Source organism: Modestobacter versicolor, assembly GCF_041028285.1.
Taxonomy (GTDB): Bacteria; Actinomycetota; Actinomycetes; order Mycobacteriales; family Geodermatophilaceae; genus Modestobacter; species Modestobacter versicolor_A.
This window is the reverse complement of sequence record NZ_JABGDB010000005.1, coordinates 66503-88246: the sequence shown is the minus strand read 5'-3', so window position 1 is coordinate 88246 and position 21744 is coordinate 66503. Positions and strand designations below refer to the sequence as shown.

At 73.8% G+C, this 21744-nt stretch carries 20 protein-coding genes; 17 read left to right on the top strand and 3 right to left on the bottom strand.

Features of this window, described 5'->3' with window-relative positions:
- The first annotated feature begins 78 nt into the window (after positions 1-78).
- Positions 79-849 (top strand): hypothetical protein, encoded by a 771-nt coding sequence (locus HL054_RS16575; protein ID WP_369140136.1) that lies wholly within the window; start codon positions 79-81, stop codon positions 847-849.
- Here HL054_RS16575 and HL054_RS16570 read toward each other — a convergent pair.
- From HL054_RS16570 to HL054_RS16560, 3 genes are read right to left on the bottom strand one after another with little or no spacing between them, the layout of a single operon-like run.
- Positions 846-1247 (bottom strand): hypothetical protein, encoded by a 402-nt coding sequence (locus HL054_RS16570; RefSeq protein WP_369140135.1) that lies wholly within the window; start codon positions 1245-1247, stop codon positions 846-848. The two genes, HL054_RS16575 and HL054_RS16570, sit on opposite strands and share 4 nt — an antisense overlap.
- Positions 1240-1605, bottom strand: a complete 366-nt coding sequence (locus HL054_RS16565; protein ID WP_369140134.1) for a hypothetical protein — start codon at positions 1603-1605, stop codon at positions 1240-1242. Before HL054_RS16565 ends, HL054_RS16570 begins: the two co-directional genes overlap by 8 nt.
- Before the next feature lie 21 nt (positions 1606-1626).
- A complete protein-coding gene (locus HL054_RS16560; protein ID WP_369140133.1) occupies positions 1627-2619 on the bottom strand; it encodes an aldo/keto reductase in 993 nt (330 codons plus the stop codon).
- A gap of 124 nt (positions 2620-2743) precedes the next feature.
- Here HL054_RS16560 and HL054_RS16555 point away from each other — a divergent pair, with 124 nt between their 5' ends.
- From HL054_RS16555 to HL054_RS16480, 16 genes are all read left to right on the top strand, one after another.
- A complete protein-coding gene (locus HL054_RS16555) occupies positions 2744-3763 on the top strand; it encodes a siderophore ABC transporter substrate-binding protein (RefSeq protein ID WP_369140132.1) in 1020 nt (339 codons plus the stop codon).
- A gap of 37 nt (positions 3764-3800) precedes the next feature.
- Positions 3801-4820, top strand: coding sequence for an ABC transporter permease (locus HL054_RS16550; protein WP_369140131.1), 1020 nt, complete (start codon positions 3801-3803; stop codon positions 4818-4820).
- Complete coding sequence (locus HL054_RS16545; RefSeq protein ID WP_369140130.1) at positions 4810-5826, top strand: iron chelate uptake ABC transporter family permease subunit; 1017 nt, start codon at positions 4810-4812, stop codon at positions 5824-5826. Before HL054_RS16550 ends, HL054_RS16545 begins: the two co-directional genes overlap by 11 nt.
- Complete coding sequence (locus HL054_RS16540; protein ID WP_369140129.1) at positions 5823-6581, top strand: iron ABC transporter ATP-binding protein; 759 nt, start codon at positions 5823-5825, stop codon at positions 6579-6581. Before HL054_RS16545 ends, HL054_RS16540 begins: the two co-directional genes overlap by 4 nt.
- 48 nt (positions 6582-6629) lie before the next feature.
- On the top strand, positions 6630-7043 hold the full coding sequence (gene crcB, locus HL054_RS16535; protein ID WP_369140128.1) for a fluoride efflux transporter CrcB: 414 nt from the start codon (positions 6630-6632) through the stop codon (positions 7041-7043).
- Positions 7040-7393 (top strand): fluoride efflux transporter FluC, encoded by a 354-nt coding sequence (locus HL054_RS16530; RefSeq protein WP_369140127.1) that lies wholly within the window; start codon positions 7040-7042, stop codon positions 7391-7393. Before crcB ends, HL054_RS16530 begins: the two co-directional genes overlap by 4 nt.
- Before the next feature lie 80 nt (positions 7394-7473).
- Positions 7474-8865 carry an alpha,alpha-trehalose-phosphate synthase (UDP-forming) gene (locus HL054_RS16525; RefSeq protein WP_369140126.1) on the top strand — a complete coding sequence of 464 codons (1392 nt, stop codon included), beginning with the start codon at positions 7474-7476 and terminating at the stop codon, positions 8863-8865.
- 2 nt (positions 8866-8867) lie between these two features.
- The gene (gene otsB / locus HL054_RS16520; RefSeq protein WP_369140125.1) at positions 8868-9608 is read left to right on the top strand and encodes a trehalose-phosphatase; all 741 of its coding nucleotides are present in this window, start codon (positions 8868-8870) and stop codon (positions 9606-9608) included.
- A 381-nt stretch (positions 9609-9989) separates the two neighbouring features.
- Complete coding sequence (locus tag HL054_RS16515) at positions 9990-12494, top strand: chemotaxis protein CheA (protein ID WP_369140124.1); 2505 nt, start codon at positions 9990-9992, stop codon at positions 12492-12494.
- A 1-nt stretch (position 12495) separates the two neighbouring features.
- Positions 12496-12948: a chemotaxis protein CheW gene (locus HL054_RS16510; RefSeq protein ID WP_369140123.1), complete on the top strand. Its 453-nt coding sequence runs from the start codon at positions 12496-12498 to the stop codon at positions 12946-12948.
- A 58-nt stretch (positions 12949-13006) separates the two neighbouring features.
- Positions 13007-14614 (top strand): methyl-accepting chemotaxis protein, encoded by a 1608-nt coding sequence (locus tag HL054_RS16505; RefSeq protein WP_369140122.1) that lies wholly within the window; start codon positions 13007-13009, stop codon positions 14612-14614.
- A gap of 292 nt (positions 14615-14906) precedes the next feature.
- Entirely contained in the window at positions 14907-16499 is a 1593-nt protein-coding gene (locus HL054_RS16500) for a methyl-accepting chemotaxis protein (RefSeq protein ID WP_369140121.1), read from the top strand.
- Between the two features lie 425 nt (positions 16500-16924).
- The gene (locus HL054_RS16495) at positions 16925-18535 is read left to right on the top strand and encodes a methyl-accepting chemotaxis protein (protein ID WP_369140120.1); all 1611 of its coding nucleotides are present in this window, start codon (positions 16925-16927) and stop codon (positions 18533-18535) included.
- A 240-nt stretch (positions 18536-18775) separates the two neighbouring features.
- On the top strand, positions 18776-19690 hold the full coding sequence (locus HL054_RS16490) for a hypothetical protein (RefSeq protein WP_369140119.1): 915 nt from the start codon (positions 18776-18778) through the stop codon (positions 19688-19690).
- 101 nt (positions 19691-19791) lie between these two features.
- Complete coding sequence (locus tag HL054_RS16485; protein ID WP_369140117.1) at positions 19792-20922, top strand: protein-glutamate methylesterase/protein-glutamine glutaminase; 1131 nt, start codon at positions 19792-19794, stop codon at positions 20920-20922.
- A complete protein-coding gene (locus tag HL054_RS16480) occupies positions 20919-21743 on the top strand; it encodes a CheR family methyltransferase (RefSeq protein WP_369140116.1) in 825 nt (274 codons plus the stop codon). Before HL054_RS16485 ends, HL054_RS16480 begins: the two co-directional genes overlap by 4 nt.
- Position 21744 lies beyond the last annotated feature (1 nt).

Below are 21744 nucleotides of genomic sequence, written 5' to 3'. Positions count from 1 at the left end.
GAGGGGGCGCGGGCGCCACGCGTCACGGACGGGCCGGCGGGGTAGGACGTGTCCCGTCGAGACGAGGGAGGACACGTCATGGGACTGCTGGACCGGCTCCTCGGCCGTGACCGCGGGCACCGCCCGCCCGACGGCCCCTCCGGTGACCGGGGGTACGGCTACGCCGCCCCCGACGCCGGCCCCCCGCGGGCCCGCGCCGGGCAGAGCGACGACGAGCGCGCGATCGAGCGCTACCGGTACCTGCTGCGCACCGCTCCCCCGGACCAGGTCGAGGCGGCGCACGCCGAGGCGTTCGGCAAGCTCACCCCCGAGCAGCGCCGGCAGGTGCTGGAGCAGCTCTCGGCCGGCGTCCCGGCCGGTGAGCGGCCGCGCGGCGACGACCCGCGGAGCCTGGCCCGGGCGGCCACCCGGGCGGAGTTCCGCCAGCCGGGCTTCCTCGAGCGGACCTTCAGCGGCGGCGGCTACGGGCAGGGCGGCTACGGGCAGGGCGGCTACGGGCAGGGCGGCTACGGCCGCGGCGGGATGGGCGGCATGGGGATGGGCAGCATGATCGGCGGCAGCCTGCTGGGCACCGTCGCCGGCGTGGTGGTCGGCTCCGCGGTCGCCGACGCGCTCTTCGACACCGGCCTGGGTGACGGCGGCCTGTTCGGCGGCGGCGACGAGGAGGCCTACGCGGAGGGCTACCAGGACGGCGAGCAGGCCGACGCCGGGGGCCAGGAGGACGCGGCCGGCTACGACGCCGGCGGGTACGAGGACGGCGGTGGCGTCGACGGTGGCGGCTTCGACGGCGGTGGCTTCGACGGTGGTGGCTTCGACGGCGGCGACTTCGGCGGCGGCGGGGACTTCTAGGCCTCCCGGGCCGCCTCGGCCTGGTGCCGCAGCCAGAGCAGGCCGAGCACCGGCAGGGCCAGCGGGATGAACCCGTAGCCCCGGCCGTACCCCGACCACACCGTGTCGTCGGGGAAGGCCGCCGGGTCGGCCAGGCTCAGCGTGCCCACGACGAGCACCCCGGCCAGCTCGACCGCGCACGCCACCAGCGCCGTCCGGCGGCCGCCCCGCCCGCCGCGGGCCAGCCCGACGGTCGCCGCCACGTAGACGACGGCGGCCAGCGCGGACAGCAGGTAGGCCAGCGGCGCGTCGTCGAACTGCACCGCCAGCTGCACCGCCGCGCGGGCCCCGGCGGCCAGCGCGAACACCCCGTAGAGGGCGACCAGCACCCGTCCGGGGCCCTGGGCGGTCTCAGCCACCGGTGACCTCCCACAGGTCGAGCAACCGCCAGAGCATGACCGCCACTGCCAGCGCCGCGACGCCGACCACGGTGCCCGCCCAGCGGGTCGGCTCGGTGCGCGCCCACAGCAGACCGGCGACCGGCAGCAGCACCACGCTGACCAGGTAGGCGAGGAAGGTGGCCAGCTCGGCGGGGCGTTCCCCGCCGGCCAGCGCCACCACCGCGACGACCGCCTGGGCCACCAGCAGCGCCTCCAGCAGCACGACACCGGTCGTGTGGGCCGAGCCGATCCGCCGGCGCAGCGCGGTGCTCAGCCCGCCCAGCACGGCCAGGGCGACGGCGACGGCGGTCGCCGCGACGACGAGCGGGGTGCTCACCCCCCGAGCGTAGTGAGCGGCTCAGCGGTGGACGGTGGACATGTCCGGGTAGCGGTCGCCCGTCGCGGCGCCGGCCGGAGCGGCCTCGTCCAGCGCGCGCAGGTCGTCGTCGGTCAGCTCGACGTCGGCGGCCGCCGCGTTCTCCTCCAGGTACCGGACCCGCTTGGTGCCCGGGATCGGCACCACCGAGGGGTTGCCGGCCCGGCCGGACTGCGCCATCACCCAGGCCAGCGCGAGCTGGCTGGCGGTCACGCCCTTGGCCTCGGCGAGCTCCCGCACCCGGTCCACCAACTCGAGGTTCTTCGCGAAGGCCTCGCCCTGGAAGCGCGGGTTGTGCCGCCGGAAGTCGCCCGGGTCGAGGTCGTCGAGGCTGCGGATCTGCCCGGACAGGAAGCCCCGGCCGATCGGCGAGTAGGCGACGAAGCCGATGCCGAGCTCGGCGCAGGTGGCCAGCACCCCGTCGTCCTCGGGGTCGCGGGTCCACAGCGAGTACTCGGTCTGCACCGCCGTCACCGGCTGGACGGCGTGCGCCCGGCGGATGGTGTCCGGTGCGGCCTCGGAGATCCCGGCGTACCGGATCTTGCCGGCCTGGACGAGCTCGGCGAGGGCACCCCAGGTGTCCTCGACCGGGACGGTGGTGTCCACGCGGTGCTGGTAGTAGAGGTCGATGACGTCGACGCCGAGGCGCTGCAGGGAGGCGTCGCAGGCGGCGTGGACGTACTCCGGGCGGCCGTTGATCCCGAGGAAGGAACCGTCCTCGCCGCGCTCGTTGCCGAACTTGGTCGCCAGGGTGACCTCCTCGCGGCGGCCGGCGATGGCCTGCCCGACGAGGCGCTCGTTGGTGAAGGGGCCGTACATGTCGGCGGTGTCGAGGAAGGTGACGCCCAGGTCGAGGGCGCGCTGGACGGTGCGCTCGGCCTCCGCCTGGTCGCCGGTCCCGTAGAACTCGCTCATCCCCATGCAGCCGAGGCCCTGGGCGGAGACGGTCAGGTCGCGCAGCGTGCGTGTGTGCATGTCCAGGTGTCTGCCCGCCCGGCGTCCGGCGCAACCGGGCTGCCGGTCACTCCGCGCCAGACGTTGGTTAGGGTGCACTCACTGAGGTGAGCCTAACCTTCCTGGAACGACACTGGAGCCCTGCATGCGCGCAACGAACCGGCCGCTGGCCGGCGCCGCCCTGTCCCTCTCGGCCCTCCTGGCGCTGACCGCGTGCGGAGAGGACACGGCGACCGACACCGCGGCAGCGGAGGAGGCCGGGACCGTCAGCTTCACCTGGGACCGCAACGTCAACGCCACCGACGAGGACGCCGAGCCGGACTACCAGGAGACGACGGTCGAGGTCCCGGAGGACCCCGAGTCCATCGTGGTCTTCGACATGGCCAGCCTCGACACCATCGGCGCGCTGGGCGGCGAGGTGGCGGGCGCGCCGCTGGGGTTCGTGCCCGGCTACCTGGAGGGCCACCTCGCCGACGACGCCTATGACGTGGGCACCCTGTTCGAGGCCGACCTCGTCGAGATCGAAGCGCAGCAGCCCGACCTCATCATCATCGCCAACCGCTCGGCGGCGCTGTACGAGGACCTCAGTGAGATCGCGCCGACCGTCGACCTGAGCAACCGCGGCTCCTTCGCCGAGGACCTCGAGCGGAACGTGACGTTCCTCGGCGAGGTGCTCGGCGCCGAGGAGGAGGCCGCCGCGGCGCTCAGCGAGATCGAGTCGGGCATCGAGGAGGCTCGGGCGGCCACCGCCGGTGCCGGCACCGGACTGGGCCTGATGGTCTCCGGCGGGCAGCTGAGCGCACTGGCGCCGGCGGGCCCCGACGCCGTCGGTCCCGCCGTCCGGGGCGGCCTGATCTACGACGTCTTCGGGGTCGAGCCCGCGGTGGAGGACGTCGAGGCGGCCACCCACGGCGAGCCGGTCTCCTTCGAGTTCCTGCTCGAGACGGACCCCGGCGCCCTGTGGGTGATCGACCGGGACGCCGCCACCGGCGAGCAGGGCGCGCAGGCCGCCCGGGCGGTGCTCGACAACGACATCGTCCGCCAGACCACGGCGGCCCAGCAGAACCGGGTCTTCTACCTGGACCCGGTGGCCTGGTACATCGTCTTCGGTGGTCTGGACACCACGCAGATCATGATCGACGACGTCCTGCAGGTCGCGGAATGACCTCCGCGGACCGTGGCGTGCACCGGCCCCACCGCTGGTGACTGCGCTCGACACGGCTCCGACGAGCACCCCCGTCCGGGCGCGGCCGAGCCGCACCTGGGTGGGGGTGCTGGTCGGTGTCCTCCTCCTGGTGCTCGCGGTGGTCAGCCTGTTCGTCGGCGTCTCCGACGTGTCCCCCGCGTCGGTCCTGGCCGGCGGCCCGGACGGCGACGCGGCCTTCCTGCTGGTCGCCAGCCGGATGCCGCGCACGGTCGCGCTGGTCCTCGCCGGGGCCTCGCTCGGCATCGCGGGGCTGATCATGCAGATGCTGGTGCGCAACAAGTTCGTGGAGCCCAGCACCACCGGCGTCAGCGAGTTCGCCACGCTCGGGATGCTGACCACGATCGTGTTCGCCCCGGGCATGGCCGTCGCCGGCAAGATGGGCGTGGCCGCCCTCTTCGGGCTGCTCGGCACGTGGGTCTTCCTGCGCGTGGTGCGCGCCGTCCCGGTCCGCCAGCTCGTGCTGGTCCCGCTGGTCGGCATCATGCTCGGCGGTGTCGTCGGCGCCGTGACGACGTTCTTCGCGTACCGCCTGGACCTGCTCCAGTCCCTGGGCCAGTGGTCGCAGGGCAGTTTCGCCGGGGTGGTGCAGGGCCGCTACGAGCTGGTCTGGGCGGCCGGGGCGATGGTCGTCGTCGCCTGGTACGCCGCCGACCGGTTCAGCGTGATCGGTCTGGGCGAGGAGTTCGCCACCAACCTGGGCCTGGACCACCGCCGCGTGGTCGCCGTCGGCATGGTCGTCGTCGCGGTGATCACGGCGGCGGTCCTGGTCACCGCCGGGCTGATCCCCTTCCTCGGCCTCGTCGTGCCGAACGTGGTCAGCCTGCTGATCGGCGACAACGTGCGCCGGGCGATCCCCTGGGTGGCGGGGCTGGGGGCCGTGTTCGTCGTCGGGTGCGACATCCTCGCCCGGGTCCTGCGCGCGCCGTACGAGATCCCGCTGTCGGTCGTCGTCGGCGTCCTCGGGGCCGCGCTGTTCCTCTGGCTGCTGCTGCGGAGGCGGACCCGTGCTCACTGACCCCATGCCGACGGCGACCGCACCGCGCACCGCGGACCGGGCCGCCCCCCGCTGGGCCGCGCGGCCCGAGGTCCGGCTGGCCGTGCTGGGCGGCGCCGTCCTGGCGCTGACCGCCGGCTACCTCCTCACCGACGTCCCCGGCTCGCTGGGCTACGCGCTGCAGAAGCGCAGCCTCACCGTGCTCGCGATGCTCGTCGTCGCGACGGCGGTCGGGGTCTCGACGGTGGTCTTCCACACCGTCACCGGCAACCGCATCCTGACGCCGTCGATCATGGGGTTCGACGCGTTCTACGTGCTCGTCTCCACCGTGGTGGTCTTCACCGCCGGGTCGGCCGCGTTCCTGGCCGCCGACCCGCTGGTGATGTGGTGCGTCCAGGTCTCGGTGATGGTCGCCTTCAGCCTGCTGCTGTTCCGGTGGCTGTTCGGCGGCCGGCGACGGTCGATCCACCTCATGCTGCTGGTCGGCATCGTGCTGGGCACGTTCTTCCGCAGCTCCAGCGAGTGGATGCAGCGGATGCTCGACCCGCTGGACTTCCAGGTGCTGTCGGACTCCTTCTTCGCCTCGATGACCCGGCCCGACGAGACGTTGCTGGCGCTCACCGCCGTCCTCGTCGTCCTCGGCTGCCTGGGCGTCGTCCCGCTGGTGCGCACCCTCGACGTGCTGACGCTCGGGGAGCCGGCCGCCGTGGGGCTCGGGGTGGACCACCGGCGGGTGGTGACGGCGCTGCTGGTGGTCGTCTCGGTGATGATCGCGGCGTCCACGGCGCTGGTCGGCCCGGTGCTCTTCTTCGGCCTCGTCGTGGCCAACCTCGCCTACTCGTGGGCGGGGTCCTTCCGCCACGTGTGGACGCTGCCGATGGCCGTGCTCATCGGCATGGTCTGCCTGCTCGGCGGCCAGCTCGTGCTCGAGCGGGCGTTCGGCTTCGGCGGGACGCTGTCGACGGTCATCGACTTCGCCGGCGGGCTCTTCTTCCTGTACCTCGTGCTGCGAAAGGGGGCGCGGTGATCGCGCTCGACGGCGTGACCAAGCGGTACGACGGCCAGCCGGTCGTCGACGACGTCTCGATCTCCCTCGGCGGGGAGGGCGTGACCGCCCTCATCGGGCCCAACGGCGCCGGCAAGTCGACGCTGTTCGGGATCGTCGGCCGGCTGGTGCGGCCCGACGCCGGGCGGGTGACGATCGACGGGATGGACGTCGCGACGACGTCGTCCCGCGACCTCGCGACGACCCTGGCGGTGCTGCGCCAGGACAACCACGTCGCCGCCCGGCTGACCGTCCACGACCTGGTGGAGTTCGGTCGCTTCCCGCACTCCCGGGGACGGCTCACCGTGGCCGACCGGGGGCACATCGACCAGGCCATCGACTACCTCGACCTGGGCCCGTACCGGAGCCGCTTCCTCGACGAGCTCTCCGGCGGACAGCGGCAGCGGGCGTTCATCGCGATGGTGCTCGCCCAGGACACCAGGTACGTGCTGCTCGACGAACCGCTCAACAACCTGGACCTGCGGCACATGGCCGAGATCATGCGGCTGCTCCGGCGGGCGGCCGACGAGCTGGGCAAGCGGGTGATCACGGTGCTGCACGACATCAACTTCGCGGCGAACCACGCCGACCGCATCGTCGCCATGCGCGACGGCCGGGTGGTCGCCGACGCCCCGGCGCGTGAGGTCATGCGCTCGGACGTGCTGGCGGCGGTCTACGACACCGCGGTCGACGTCCGTGAGATCGACGGCCGACCGGTCGCGCTCTACTACAGCTGACGCGAGGCCGGTTCCACGTGGAACGGTGGCGTGCGGGATGCTCCCGGTGTGCCGCTGCCCGACCGGGTCTCCCCCTACGTCGCCGCGGCCGTCGGCGGCGGGCTGGGCGCGCTGGCCCGCTGGGCTGTGGGGGTGGCGCTCCCCCACCCGGCCGGCGCCTGGCCGTGGGCGACCGTGCTGGTCAACCTGACCGGCTGCCTGGTCCTCGGGGTGCTGCTGGCGGCGGTGTTCGCCCGGCACCCGGACCGGCCGCTGCTGCGCCCGTTCCTGGGCACCGGGGTGCTCGGCGGGTACACCACCTTCTCCACCTTCAGCGTCGACGCCGTCCAGCTCGCCGACGCCGGGCGGGGCGGGGTCGCCCTCGGCTACGTGGTCGTCTCGGTGGTCGGCGGGGTGCTGGCCGCGGCGGCCGGGGTCCGGCTCGGCCGTGCGCTCCCGGCTCGTCGGGCGGCCCTCCGGTGACGCCGCTGCTGGTGGTGCTCGGCGCGCTGGCCGGTGCCCCGCTGCGGCTGCTGGCCGACCGGGTGGCCACCGCCCGCCGCGGTCCGGGCAGCGTCGCCGGCACGCTGACGGTGAACGTGGTGGGCAGCGCGGTGCTCGGGGTGCTGCTCGGCCTGCGCGGCGTCTCCCCCGCCGTCGTGGCGCTGGTGGGCACCGGCTTCTGCGGCACGCTGACCACGTTCTCCACCTACGGTGCGGACGTCGTCCGGCTGGTCGAGGAGCGCGCGGTCGGCCGCGCGGTGGTCTACCTGCTGGGCTCCGTGCTGCTCGGGACGGGCACCGCCGCGGTGGGGTTCCTCGCCGTCCGCTGAGCAGCAGGTGAGCGGCACCACCCCGGAGTCGCCTAGGGTCGGCGGGGATGACGGACTCAGCGGGCACCGGAGGTCAGCAGGTGAGGGCGGACAGCCCGGTGGTGGTGGTCGCCAACCGGTTGCCGGTCGACCAGGTCACCGAACCGGACGGGACGACGCACTACCAGCGCAGCCCGGGTGGGCTGGTGACCGCGCTCGAGCCCTTCGTGGCCGGCCGCGGCGGCGCCTGGGTCGGCTGGTCCGGGGCGGCGGGTGACGCGCCGGAGCCCTTCGAGTCCGGCGGGATGCACCTGGTCCCGGTGCCGCTGTCCGAGGAGGAGGTCGACCGCTACTACGAGGGGTTCTCCAACGCCTCGCTGTGGCCGCTCTACCACGACGTCGTCGAGAAGCCGGAGTACCACCGCACCTGGTGGGACGCCTACGTGCAGGTCAACAAGCGCTTCGCCGACCGGGCCGCCGAGGTGGCCGCCGAGGGCGCGATCGTCTGGGTGCACGACTACCAGCTCCAGCTGGTGCCCGCGATGCTGCGGCAGCGCCGGCCCGACCTCACGATCGGGTTCTTCCTGCACATCCCGTTCCCGCCCTACGAGCTGTTCACCCAGCTGCCCTGGCGCTCGGCGATCATCGAGGGCCTGCTGGGGGCGGACCTGATCGGCTTCCAGCAGCCGGCCGCCGCGACCAACTTCGTCAACCTGGCCCGGCGGCTGCACGAGCTGCCGACCAAGGCGAACACGATCTCCTACGAGGGACGCACCGTCCTCGCGAAGGCCTTCCCGATCTCGATCGACGTGGCCTCCTTCGACACCCTCGCCCGCTCCCCCGAGGTGCTGGCCCGGGCCGCGGAGATCCGCGAGGAGCTCGGCCAGCCGGAGAAGATCGTCCTCGGCGTCGACCGGCTGGACTACACCAAGGGCATCAGCGTGCGGCTGGAGGCCTTCCAGGAGCTGCTGGAGGACGGCGCCATCGAGGTGCCGGACACGGTCTTCGTGCAGGTGGCCACGCCCAGCCGCGAACGGGTCGAGCACTACGTGACCATGCGGGAGACGATCGAGCAGCAGGTCGGTCACATCAACGGCCTCTACGGCTCGATCGCCGGCTCCGCGGTGCGCTACTTCAACCAGTCGATGCCCCGGGAGGAGCTCGCCGCCATGTACCGGGCCGCCGACGTCATGCTGGTCACCCCCTACCGGGACGGCATGAACCTGGTCGCCAAGGAGTACGTCGCGGCCCGCGGCGACGGCGGTGGGGTGCTGGTGCTCAGCGAGTTCGCCGGGGCGGCCGCCGAGCTCAAGCAGGCCCTGCTGGTCAACCCGCATGACATCGCCGGGGTCAAGAACCAGCTGCTGCGCGCACTGCGGATGGACCCGGCCGAGGGCACCCGGCGGATGCGGGCCATGCGCCGGTACATCACCAAGCACGACCTCGACCACTGGGCGAACTCGTTCTTCGACTCGCTGAAGGCGCAGGCCTGAGCATGCTCGACGCCGCCCTGACCGCCGCGCTGGACCAGCTGGCCACCCGCCGGCCCCTGCTGCTGGCCAGCGACTACGACGGCGTGCTCGCCCGGCTGCGCGACGACCCCGCCGCCGCCGTGCTGGAGCCGGGGATCGCCGACCTGCTGGACCGGCTCGCCGGCGTGGACGGCGTCACCGTCGCGCTGGTCAGCGGCCGCGGGGTCGAGGACCTGCAGCTCACCAGCGCGATCACCGGGCCGTACCGCTGGATCGGCAGCCACGGCGCCGAGTTCGACGGACCGCTGGCCGGGGAGCTCCGCGCGGCCCGGGACGAGCTGGCCGGCAGCCTGGCCCCGCTGGTCGATGCGGTGCCCGGCGCCCGGCTGGAGGTCAAACCGGCTGCGGTGGCCGTGCACGTGCGCACCGTGGCCGACCCCGCGGCGGCCCGGGCGCTGCTGGAGCGCGCGGCCGCTGCCGGTGGACCGCACCACACCGCCAAGCCCGGCAAGGACGTGCTGGAGCTCGCGGTCACCGACGCGGACAAGGGGACGGCGCTGCTGCGGCTGCGCGACGAGCTCGGTGCCCGCGCGGTCCTGTACCTGGGCGACGACGTGACCGACGAGGACGGCTTCCGGGCGCTGGGCGTCGACGACGTCACGGTCAAGATCGGCGACGGCGACACCGCCGCCACCCACCGGTTGCCCGACCTCGGGGCCGTGCCCGAGCTGCTCGAGCGACTGGTCACCGCCCTCTCCCGCTGAGCCCCCGACCCGCGCCGCAGTTCCGTCGTTGACGGAACTGCGTGCGCGGCCTCTCCTCGCGCACCACCCGCCCCAGCAGGGCGCTCGTCCCCCGCCCTCCCCCGCCGCCGGTCCCCCGCGACCGGCGGCCGGTCACGGTGCCCGCGGCCGCTGCCGATCAGGTCTCCACACCGGTGTGCCAGGCCCTGTCCTGTGCCGGCGGTGTCACGACGACAGGGAATTGTCGACATGGGCACGAAGAACCATTTCGTGCAGGTCGTCGGCAATTCTGAAAAAGGTCGGCGCGCGTCGTTTGTTCACCTGGAATGGTGCGAGAGCGTGCCGAAGAACCAATCGCTGTGCGGGGCAGGCCCGTCACGGCACCAAGGGGATGAGGCAGGCGTGGAAGGTCTGGACGACATCGTCGAGGAGTTTCTCGTGGAGAGTCACGAGAACCTCGACCAGCTGGACCAGGACCTGGTGGCCCTGGAGCAGGACCCGCGGTCGCGGGAACGGCTCTCGAGCATCTTCCGGACGATCCACACGATCAAGGGCACCAGCGGCTTCCTCGCCTTCAACAAGCTCGAGGAGATCGCGCACGTCGGGGAGAACATGCTCTCCCGGCTCCGGGACGGCGCCCTCGACCTCACCCCGCACCGCACCGACGCGCTGCTGAAGATGGTCGACACCATCCGCGCGCTGCTGGCGGCCATCGAGGCCACCGGCGGCGAGGGGTCGGTGGAGGTCGCCACCGCGGTCGCCGCGATCAGCGCCGCCCTGGAGGACCAGCCGGCCGCCCCCGCCGAGCCGCCCGTCGCCGAGGTCCCCGTCGTCGAGGCGCCCGCCGAGATCCCTGCCGAGATCCCCGCCCCGCGGGCGCACCAGGCCGCCGCACCGAAGGCCGCGGCACCGGAGGCCGCTGCGCCCCGGTCGCCGGCGAAGAAGGCCCCGGCCAAGCGCGCCTCGCGGGCCAAGGCCCCGGTCGTGCCGTCGCCGGCGCCGGTGCCCGCCGCCGAGCAGCTGCCCGCCGACGTCCCGCCGGTCGCCGTGGCGGTGGCCGCGGCCCCCGTCGAGGCCCCGAAGGAGGTCCCCGTGGCCGAGGTGCCCGCTCCTCCCGCCGCCCCGGACACCGGGGACGACCACGGCGGCAACGGTGCGCAGCCCGGTCGCCGGGCCGTCGCCGACAGCACCATCCGGGTCGACGTCGACCTGCTCGACGCGCTGATGCTGCTCGTCGGGGAGCTCGTGCTCACCCGCAACCAGATCGTCCAGTACGTGGGCCGGCAGACCGACCAGGACCTGGTCCGGGCCTCGCAGCGGCTGAACCTGATTGCCAGCGAGCTGCAGGAGGGCGTCATGAAGACGCGCATGCAGCCCATCGACCACATCTGGAGCAAGCTCCCCCGCGTCGTCCGCGACCTGGGGCTGCAGTGCGGCAAGTCCGTCCGGCTGGAGATGGAGGGCCGGGAGACCGAGCTCGACAAGACCCTGCTCGAGGCGGTCAAGGACCCGCTGACCCACCTGGTCCGCAACTCCGTGGACCACGGCATCGAGGCCGCCGCCGGCCGCGCGGCCGCCGGCAAGGCCACCGAGGGCGTGCTCACCCTGCGCGCCCGGCACGAGAGCGGCCAGGTCGTGGTCGAGGTCGCCGACGACGGTGCCGGCATCGACCCGGTCAAGATCGGCGCCAAGGCCGTCGAGCGCGGCCTGCTCAGCCCCGACGCGCTGGCCCGGATGAGCCCGGCCGACGTGCTGCAGCTGGTCTTCCTGCCCGGCTTCTCCACCGCCGCCGCGGTCACCAACGTCTCCGGCCGGGGCGTCGGCATGGACGTCGTCAAGACCAACATCGAGTCCATCGGCGGCACGATCGAGGTCGAGTCGGTGCCCGGTCGCGGCACCTGCACCCGGCTGCGCATCCCGCTGACCCTGGCCATCGTCCCGGCCCTCACCATCGAGTGCGCCGGCGACCGCTACGCCATCCCGCAGATCAGCCTGCAGGAGCTCGTGGCCCTGGACGCCGAGAAGGCCGCCGCGGCCGTCGAGGACGTCGGTGGCGCCTCGGTCTACCGGCTGCGCGGCGAGCTGCTGCCGCTGGTGCACCTGGCCGACGTGCTGGGCCTGCCGTCGGACCGGCACGACGGCCACGTCGTCATCGCCGTGCTCAGCTCCGAGGGCCGCCGGTTCGGCCTGGTGGTCGACCGGGTCATCAACACCGAGGAGATCGTGGTCAAGGCCGTCGGCGGCCAGCTCAAGGCGATCGGCCTGTACTCCGGGGCGACCGTGCTCGGGGACGGCGCCGTCGCGCTGATCCTCGACGTGCAGGCCCTGGCCCGCCGGGCGCTGCGCCCGGAGTCCGCCGAGCGCCAGGAGCAGCGGGTCGGCGCCGTCGCCGCCACCGCCGGGGCCGAGCGGCAGCGGATGCTGCTGGCCGCCATCGGTGGTGGCCGGCGGGTGGCGATCCCGCTGGACACCGTCACCCGGCTGGAGCAGGTGCGCAGCGACACCGTCGAGCGGGTCGGCTCGCGGGAGGTCGTCCAGTACCGCGGGGCGATCCTGCCGATCGTCCGGCTCGACCGGCACCTGGGCGCCTTCGGTGACTCCGACCGCGAGGTCCTCGAGGTCATCGTCTACGCCGACCACGGCCGCAGCGTCGCGATCGTCGTCGAGGAGATCCTCGACATCGTCGACGGCGAGGCCTCGGTGCAGAGCGACATCGACGACCTGGGCCTGCTCGGCTCGGCGGTCATCGGCGACCGGGTCACCGAGCTGCTCGACGTCCGCGCCGCCATCCTCGCCGCCGACCCGGCCTTCTACAGCCCGGCGCCCGGCAGCGCCCCCGCCGGCCTGGACCTCGGCGCCTTCGACTTCGACGGCGTCTCCCCCACCGCCCCCCTGATGGAGGTCTGACGTGAGCACCGCGACGAAGGCGCCGGGCATGCCGGCGACCAGCCAGCTGGCCACCTTCTGGCTGGACGGCGACCTGTTCGGCGTCGAGGTGGAGCACGTCCAGGAGGTGCTCCGCAGCCAGAGCATCACCCGGGTCCCGCTGGCCCCGTCGGCCGTCGCCGGCCTGATCAACCTCCGCGGCCAGGTCGTCACCGCGATCGAGCTCCGCGAGCGGCTCGGCCGCACGCCGCGCCCGGAGGGCCAGGAGGCGGTCGTCATCGTCGTCCGGCTGCACGGGGAGGCCGTCAGCCTGCTCGTCGACAGCATCGCCGACGTGGTGGACGTCGACCTCCGCGACTTCGAGGGCCCGCCGGACACCCTCGACGGCGCCGCGCGCGACCTCATCCGGGGCGCCTACAAGCTCTCCGGCCAGCTGCTCCTCGCCCTCGACGTGAACCGCGCCGTCGGCACGTGACCAGAGCCCCCGCACCGACCGCCCCGCCCGCCCCCACCCGCTTCCTGGAGACGACGTCATGAGCAGCACCGCACTCCCCGCCCGGCGGCTCGGGTGGTTCGCCGACCGCCCGATCGGGGTGAAGATCGGCGCGGTCATCACCCTGCTGGCCGTCGTGGTCCTCGGCACCAACCTGCTGGCCGTCAGCCGGATCGGTGAGATGCGGGACGGCCAGGAGGCGATCTACACCGAGAACCTCAAGCCGCTGAACTCGCTGTCCGCCGTGCAGCGGGCCACTGCGGCGCACCGCGCCCGCGTGCTCGAGTACGCCGTCTCCGACGCCGCCCGCCGGGTCGAGCTGCTCGGCGAGATGGACGAGAAGCAGGCCGACGTCGACGCCGCGCTGGCCGAGTACCAGCCCTACGTCGTCGACCAGACCGCGATGGACTCCTACGCCGAGGCTCGGGCGCAGTTCCTCGCCACCAACGCGAGCCAGCTGTTCCCGACCGCTGACGCCGGGTTCCTGGCCGGCTTCGCCCAGGTCTACCGGGACGTCTCCAGCCCGCTGCTGACCCAGATCGCCGACGGCCTGGAGGCCGAGGGGGAGGCGCAGTCGGCCCAGGCCGCGGCCCGCAACGCGCAGGCGGCGGAGGAGGCGAGCAGCTCGATCACCCAGTTGCTGGTCACCTCGGTCATCGCCATCGTCGTGGCCGCCGGACTGGCGCTGCTGGTCGTCCGCCGCATCCTGGCCACCGTCCGCTCCGTGCAGACCTCCGTGCAGGCGATGGCCGAGGGCGACCTCACCGTGCTGCCCACGGTGCGTGACCGCGACGAGATCGGCCAGATGGCCGAGTCCCTCGCCGCCGCCCAGACCAACCTGCGCTCGGTGATGGCGTCGGTCGTGGCGTCCTCGGACGCGGTGGCAGCCGCCTCGGAGGAGCTGTCGGCGTCGTCGGCGCAGATCTCCGCCTCGGCGGAGGAGACCTCCGCCCAGTCCGGCGTGGTGTCGGCCGCCGCCGAGGAGGTCAGCCGCAACGTGGCGACCGTCGCGGCGGGTGCCGAGCAGATGGGCGCCTCGATCCGGGAGATCAGCCAGAACGCCAACGAGGCGGCCCGGGTCGCCGCGCAGGCCGTGGCCGAGGCCGAGACCACCAACGCCACCGTGGTCAAGCTGGGCGACTCGTCCCGCGAGATCGGCAACGTGGTCAAGGTGATCACCTCGATCGCCGAGCAGACCAACCTGCTGGCGCTCAACGCCACCATCGAGGCGGCGCGGGCCGGCGAGGCCGGCAAGGGCTTCGCCGTCGTGGCCAACGAGGTCAAGGAACTCGCCCAGGAGACGGCGCGGGCCACCGAGGACATCGCCCGCCGGGTGGAGGCCATCCAGGGCGACACCACCGGCGCGGTGTCGGCCATCGGCCGGATCAGCGAGATCATCGGCTCGATCAACGACTTCCAGCTGACCATCGCCAGCGCGGTGGAGGAGCAGACGGCGACGACGAACGAGATGTCCCGGTCGGTGCAGGAGGCGGCCGGCGGGTCGACCGAGATCGCCACCAACATCACCGGTGTCTCGACGGCCGCGTCGTCGACCACCGAGGCGCTGGGTCAGACCCGGCAGGCCGTGGACGAGCTGTCCCGGATGGCCAGCGACCTCCGGACGACGGTGGCCCGCTTCTCCTACTGACGAACGACCCCCGCCGCGTGCGGGGACCGTGCCCCCGCGGCCGCTGCTCTGCTCCCTTCCCCGGGCGGAGTGGCGGCCGCGGCCTTTTCCCCGACCATTCCTGGGGCGGTGACACGACCTTTCTCGTATCGGTGGCGCGACACGCCGTCCAGAACGGTAATGAGCATTACCGCATCCCCCACCATGGTGCCCGCGCCTCTCGTCCCGCCATTCCTGCGCAGCGGCCGGGCCGATCGCGAGTGCTCTCCCCAGCCGTCCGTCCCCGACCTGCCGCCTCCCCAGGAGACCCGCCATGCGCTCCCCCACCCCGGCCCGCTCCGGCTGGTTCGCCGACCGGCCGCTCGCCGTCAAGTTCGGCCTGCTGGTCGGCGTGGTCGTGCTGACCTTCGCCGTCCTGCTCGCCACGCTGCTGACGTCCAACGCCGAGGTGCGCGAGGCCCAGCACGAGAGCGCCGCCTTCAACCAGGCGCAGAACCTCGCCCTGCAGCTCGACACCCGGGCCAGCGAGTTCAAGGTCGACGCGTTCCGGGCGCTGGTCCGGCCCGACCCGGCGGCCGAGCTGCCGAACCTCGCTGACGACGTCGCGACCGCCCAGGGCCTGCTCGACGAGCTCGCGGCGGTGCCGCTCACCGGGGACTCGGCGCGCACCGTGGCCGCGCTGGAGGACAGCTTCGGCGCGTACACCGAGGCCATCGCCGGCATCGTGGACCTGGCCGTGGTCGACCAGCCGCTGGCCCAGGCGTCCTACGCCGCGATCCAGGACGCCAACGACGTCACCGACGCCGCCGTGGGGGCGGCCAAGGACGCGCTGTCGGCCGACGTGGCGACCGCCGACGCGCGCGTGCTGTCGGCGATCGGCCAGGCCAACACCCTGGGCACCGTCGCGGTGGGCGTCGGCCTGGTGCTCATCGTCGGCCTGAGCCTGTTCACCCTGCGCTCGCTGTCCCGCCCGATCAACCGGGTGAAGCGCTCGCTGGAGGCGATGGCGAGCGGTGACCTCACCGTCGACTCCGCCGTGGCGTCCCGGGACGAGGTCGGCCAGATGGCCGCCGCGCTCGGCACCGCCCAGCAGCACCTGCGCACCGTCGTCGGCGGGGTGGCCGCGTCGGCCGACGCGGTGGCCGCCGCCTCGGAGGAGCTGTCGGCGTCCGCCGCCCAGATCTCGGCGTCGGCGGGGGAGACCTCGGCCCAGTCCGGGGTGGTCTCGGCCGCGGCCGAGGAGGTGTCGCGCAGCGTCGCCACCGTCGCGGCCGGCGCCGACGAGATGACCGGCGCCATCCGCGAGATCTCGCAGAGCGCCAACGAGGCGGCCCGGGTGGCCGCGCAGGCGGTCACCGAGGCAGCGACCACCACGACCACCATCACCAAGCTCGGCACGTCGTCCCAGGAGATCGGTGCGGTCGTGAAGGCGATCACCTCGATCGCGGAGCAGACCAACCTGCTGGCGCTCAACGCCACCATCGAGGCGGCGCGGGCCGGTGAGGCGGGCAAGGGCTTCGCCGTGGTCGCCAACGAGGTCAAGGAGCTGGCGCAGGAGACCGCGCGGGCCACCGAGGACATCGCCCGCCGGGTCGAGGCGATCCAGGGCGACACCGCCGGCGCCGTGGACGCGATCGGCCGGATCAGCGAGATCATCGGCTCGATCAACGACCACCAGCTGACCATCGCCAGCGCGGTGGAGGAGCAGACCGCCACGACCAACGAGATGTCCCGGTCGGTGCAGGAGGCGGCCAGCGGGTCGACCGAGATCGCCACCAACATCACCGGCGTCTCGACGGCTGCGGCCTCGACCAACCAGTCGCTGGACCAGACGCGGCAGGCCGTGGACGAGCTGTCCCGGATGGCCAGCGACCTCCGGGGGAGCGTCGCCAGCTTCGTCTACTGAGCACCACCCCCGCGCCGTCCGGCGTAGGGAGCAGGACCGGCGGCCGTCCCACCCTCCACGGGTGGGGCGGCCGCCGTGCTGTCCCCGCCCGCCCGGGGCGACCTGCGGACGACGCCCGCACGGTTTCGCGCGCCTACCCACGCCGTGGTTTCGCGCGTCTTCCCACGCGTGGTTTCGCGCGCCTTCCCACGCGTGGGGGTGGGTCGGGAGGGGAGTGGGTGGCGGGGCGGAATGGTCGGGATGTCGACAAATGGACTGCCGGGAATGGTGACCCGACCATTTCCCCGGCGGCGGGGACACTTTCCCGATTCGAGGTGAGCAGCCGGTGCCGGCGCCGAGAATGTCGTTGCACCGACGGCGCGGGAACGCGCCGGTGCCGCGCAGCACCGCGCCTCCCGCACATGTCCTGGACCAGGAGAACGACCATGCCAGCTACGCCCCCCACCGCCCGGCCCACCGCATGGTGGGGCGACCGCAGCGTGCGCACCAAGGTGCTCGCCACGGCGGGGATCGCCGGGACCGTCGCCGCCGGCATCGGGGTGATGGGCCTGACCGCGCTCAGCGGCGCCGCCGAGCAGGCCGACCAGCTGTACCAGAGCAACGTGCTCGGGGTCGCCGCCGCCGCCGACATGGACGGCCTGCTCGGCGACATCAGGGTCAACGTCCGGGACACCATCGTGAGCTCGGACCCGGCGGGGGCCGTCGCCGCCGTCGACACGCTCTCCGCCGAGATGACCGACGCGATCGCCGCCTACGTCGCAACCGGCGTCACGCCGGAGAAGCAGGCCATCGTCGACGAGGTGACCGCGAGCATGGACGAGTACATCGCCTTCCAGCAGACCGTCCTGCGCCCGCTGTCGGCCGCCGGGGACTTCACCACCTGGATCGCCCAGAACGAGACCACTGGTGCGCCGCTGGCCACCGAGATCAGCGACGGGATCCAGGAGCTGCGCGACCTGGAGGCCGGCGACGCCCAGGCCGCCGCGGCCACCATCCGGGCCGACTACGAGTCCCAGCGGACCACCTCGCTCCTCATCATGGTCGTCGGCATCGCGGTGGCCTTGGGCCTGGGCTGGGTGGTCGCCTCGACGATCGCCCGGTCGACCGCGAAGGTGAAGGCGGTGGCCGACGCGCTGGCCGGCGGCGACCTCACCCGCAGTGCCGGGCTGACCACCCGCGACGAGCTCGGCCAGATGGGCCAGGCCCTGGACTCCGCGGTCCTGAGCATGCGCGGCGTCATGACCTCGGTGGTCGCGTCCTCGGACGCGGTGGCAGCCGCCTCGGAGGAGCTGTCGGCGTCCTCCGCGCAGATCTCCGCCTCGGCGGAGGAGACCTCCGTGCAGTCCGGTGTGGTCTCGGCCGCGGCGGAGGAGGTGTCCCGCAGCGTGGGCACCGTCGCCGCGGGGGCCGAGGAGATGGGCGCGTCGATCCGGGAGATCAGCCAGAACGCCAACGAGGCGGCCCGGGTGGCGGCCCAGGCGGTCACCGAGGCCGAGGAGACCACCCAGACGATCACCAAGCTCGGCACCTCCTCGCAGGAGATCGGTGCCGTGGTCAAGGTCATCACCTCGATCGCCGAGCAGACCAACCTGCTCGCCCTGAACGCCACCATCGAGGCTGCCCGGGCCGGTGAGGCGGGCAAGGGCTTCGCCGTGGTCGCCAACGAGGTCAAGGAGCTGGCGCAGGAGACGGCGCGGGCCACCGAGGACATCGCCCGCCGGGTGGAGGCCATCCAGGGCGACACCGCCCGGGCCGTGCAGGCCATCACCGGCATCTCCACGGTGATCGGCTCGATCAACGACTACCAGCTGACCATCGCCAGCGCGGTGGAGGAGCAGACCGCCACGACCAACGAGATGTCGCGCTCCGTGCAGGAGGCAGCCGGCGGCTCCACCGAGATCGCCACCAACATCACCGGCGTCTCCGCGGCCGCGTCGTCGACCACCCAGGCGCTCAACCAGAGCCGGCAGGCCGTGGACGAGCTGTCCCGGATGGCCAGCGACCTGCGGGGGAGCGTCGCGCGCTTCACCTTCTGACCGACCCCGCGACGGCCGTCCTCCCCCTGGGAGGGCGGCCGTCGTGCGTTCCGGGGCCCGCAGGACGGCGGCTCGCTCCTCGTACGGGTGGCGCGTTTGTGACTGAGCGTGAGCGGGCACTGACGCACCGAACCGAACACGCGGTCGCCGTCCGTGCGCCGTCCTGCGGGCGGGTGACGGCCGCGTGGCATCCCGGGGGCGGCGCGCCCACGATTGCCTGACCACACCACTGGAGGCGACGTGCCCTACTCCCTGGTCAGCGCTGCGACGCTCGGCTTCGACCTGGTCCGACTGCCCGCCGGGCGGCAGGTCGCCGACGTGCTGCTCAGCGGGCTCGGCGCCGACGCCGCCACCCTGCACCGGCTCGCCGACGGCCACCCCGCCGCCGGCCTGCCCGACGGCGAGCGCGCCGCCCAGGCCGTCCGGGCCCGGCGGGCGCACGAGCTGGCCGCCGGCGGCGTGCCCCAGCTGCGCGACGCCGGCTCCGCCGTGGGGGGTGCCGACGACCGCACCGCCCGGCTGGTGGCGCTGCTGGAGCGCGGCACGATCGGCAACACCCCCGCCCTCGAACGGCTGGTCCGGGACGACGTCCTGGGGCCGGAGCACCCGGTCGTGGCCGACCTCGACCCCGCGGTCGCCGTCCGGGCCGCCGACGTGCTGGCCGACGCGGCCACCGGCTGGTGGGCCGCCGAGGCGCTCGAGGACCCGGTGCGGTCCGAGCTGACCGGCCCGTACGCGACCGTCGCCGCCTGGGCGCCGCTGCCCGGGCCCGACCTCGGGCCGGCCGCCCCGGCCCTGGACGAGCTGCTCGGAGAGCTGCGCGCGCTGGGGGAGCCCGGCCGCCGCCGCTGGCGCCTCGCGGTCGACGCCACCCGCGCCCAGCGGCGCCCGTGGGCCGCGGCGATGCACGGTGCCGCCTGGGCCGCGCACGTCTCCGGGCGCACCCGGACCCTCGCCGCCGCCCAGCTGCAGGCGGTCGTCGCGTTCGGTGACAGCGGCCTCACCCCGCGGGACGGCGCCGAGGGCGTCTGGAACGCGCTGGCCGGCTGCGTGCAGGGGCTGGCCATGGGCGACCTGCTGGACGAGGAGTCGCTGGCCGTGCTCGGCGCCCCTTGGCAGATGGTGACGGGCAGGTCGCTCCCGCTCGTGGGGTGATGCCCCAGCTGCCCCGCGATCCCGCTCAAGACCCCGTCGGCCGGTGCCGATAACAGTCGGGAGCGGCCCTACCGGCCGGAACACAGGCTGCGGGGGAACGCGTGGAACAGATCAGGGTGATGGTCGTCGACGACTCCGTCGTCGTCCGCAAGATCGTGACCGACGTGCTGTCCGCGGACCCGATGATCACCGTCGTCGGCACCGCGCCGAACGGCCGGCTGGCGGTGAGCAAGCTCGAGCAGCTCAAGCCCGACCTGGTCACCATGGACATCGAGATGCCGGACATGAACGGCATCGAGGCGGTGCGCGCGATCCGCGCCACCCGCAACCGGGTGCCGATCATCATGTTCAGCACGCTGACCGAGCGGGGTGCCTCGGCCACCCTGGACGCGCTGTCGGCCGGTGCCAACGACTACGTCACCAAGCCCGCCAACGTCGGCAGCGTCGCGCAGTCGATGGAGAGCGTGCGCCAGCAGCTCATCCCCAAGATCAAGGCCCTCACCGGCCGCCCGGCCAGCAGCGGCGCCGCGGCCGCGCCGGTCGCGGCGCCGGTCGCCGTCCGCCCGCCGGCCCCGCGGGCCGGCGCGCCCAAGGAGCCGGCCGTGCTGGTCATCGGCTCCTCCACCGGTGGGCCGGAGGCGCTGACCAAGGTGCTGCCGCTGCTGCCGGCCACGCTGCCGGTGCCGGTGCTGCTGGTGCAGCACATGCCCCCGGTGTTCACCCGGCAGTTCGCCCAGCGGCTGGACCGGCTGTGCGCGCTCACCGTGGTCGAGGCCGGTGACGGCACCCCGATCGCGCCCGGCACGGTGCACATCGCCCCGGGTGACTTCCACCTGACCATCGGCACCAGCGGCGCCGCCAAGCGCACCGCGCTGAACCAGGCCCCGCCGGAGAACTTCTGCCGCCCGGCCGTCGACGTGCTGTTCCGGTCCGCGGTGGCCGCCTACGGCGGCGCCGTCCTGGGGGTCGTGCTCACCGGCATGGGCTCCGACGGCCGCACCGGTGCCGGCCAGATCCGCGAGGCCGGCGGCAGCGTCATCGCCCAGGACCAGGCCACCTCCGTCGTCTGGGGCATGCCCGGCGCGGTCACCCAGGCCGGCTTCGCCGACGAGGTCGTCCCGCTCGGCCGGGTCGCCGAGGCGATCCTCCGGCTCCTCCCCACCCCCCGTCCCGCGGCCGCCTTCGCCGCAGCCCGCACCGGCGTCCGCGCCGGGATCGGAGGGAACCGGTGACCCTCACCGCCACGAGCTTCGACTGGGTGCGCCAGCTGGTGCACCGCGAGAGCGCGATCGTCCTGCAGCCGGGCAAGGAGTACCTGGTCGAGGCCCGGCTGCTGCCGATGGCCCAGCAGCTGGGCTGCGCCGGCGTCAGCGAGCTGGTCGAGTCCGTCCGCAGCCGCCCCGACGCGGCCAAGACCCGGCGGATCGTCGAGGCGCTGACCACGAACGAGACGTCGTGGTTCCGCGACGGCGACCCGTTCACCTCCTTCGCCGGCACGGTGCTCCCGCAGCTGCTGGCGGCCCGCCGTCCCGACGAGCGGCTGCAGATCTGGTCGGCGGCCTGCTCCAGCGGGCAGGAGGCCTACACGATCGCGATGCTGCTGGCCGACGCGCTGCCCAACGCCGCGACCCGGGTGTCCATCACCGCCACCGACCTGTCCCGGAAGATGGTCGAGCGCACCCGCGCCGGCCGCTTCAGCCAGCTCGAGGTCAACCGCGGGCTGCCCGCCTCGATGCTGGTGCGGCACTTCACCCGCGCCGGCAACGAGTGGGAGATCTCCCCGGCGCTGCGCCGGATGGTCACCGCCAGCGAGTGCAACCTCGCCGCACCGCTGCCCCGGCTGGGCCCCTTCGACGTGGTCTACCTGCGCAACGTGCTCATCTACTTCGACCTGCCCACCAAGCAGCAGATCCTGACCCGCGTGCGCCAGCTCATGCGCCCGGACGGGTGGCTGTTCCTGGGCGCCGCCGAGACCACGCTCGGGGTCGACGACAACTGGGAGCGGGTCGTCCTCGGCCGCGGCTCCGCGTACCGCCCACGGAAGGGATCCTGAC